1 protein-coding gene is annotated in these 521 nt (G+C 66.0%); it reads right to left on the reverse strand.

The features are described from left to right. Window positions 1–521 (reverse strand): PAS domain-containing protein (locus DY467_RS25445; RefSeq protein ID WP_205502826.1); only part of this gene is annotated, 521 nt, incomplete at both ends.

Here is a 521-nt window from a genome sequence, read left to right on the forward strand (position 1 = left end):
ACCAGACAGTTCGGCCGGTGTCCAGCCGGTGATGCCAGGTTCCGATCTTGCCGAGCCGATGGGCTTCTTCCAGCGCGCGCGTGCGCTGGTCGAGCAAGGTGCGGGCGACCTCGAGCTGGGTGATGTCACTCGCCGTGCCGCGATAGCCCAGGAAGGTTCCGTTATCGGCAAAGATAGGCTTGCCGCCGGTGCTGATACTGATCCGCGAGCCATCATCCCCGATCGAGGTGTAGACGAAGTCGCGGAAGGCGCGATGGGCTTCCATGTCGGCCCTGTGCAGCGCCATGGCGCCTTCGTCTTCGGGCGCGCAGGACAGCTCCCAACGCGCCTTCCCGCCGGACGCGACGGTCTGCAGGGCCGCATTGCCGTCGATTGAATCCGGATGCGGCAGCAGCCGATGGTCGGGGCCGCTCCAGCACCAATCCGACGCGGTGCCGACGAAATCCGCCAGCCGCTGTTCGCTCTCGGCAAGTTGCCGAAGAGCAGAGGTTTCCGGCGTGACGTCGCGGACAATGCCGAAC

Origin of the sequence: Rhodopseudomonas sp. BR0G17 (assembly GCF_010907025.1) — a bacterium.
GTDB lineage: Bacteria > Pseudomonadota > Alphaproteobacteria > Rhizobiales > Xanthobacteraceae > Rhodopseudomonas > Rhodopseudomonas palustris_H.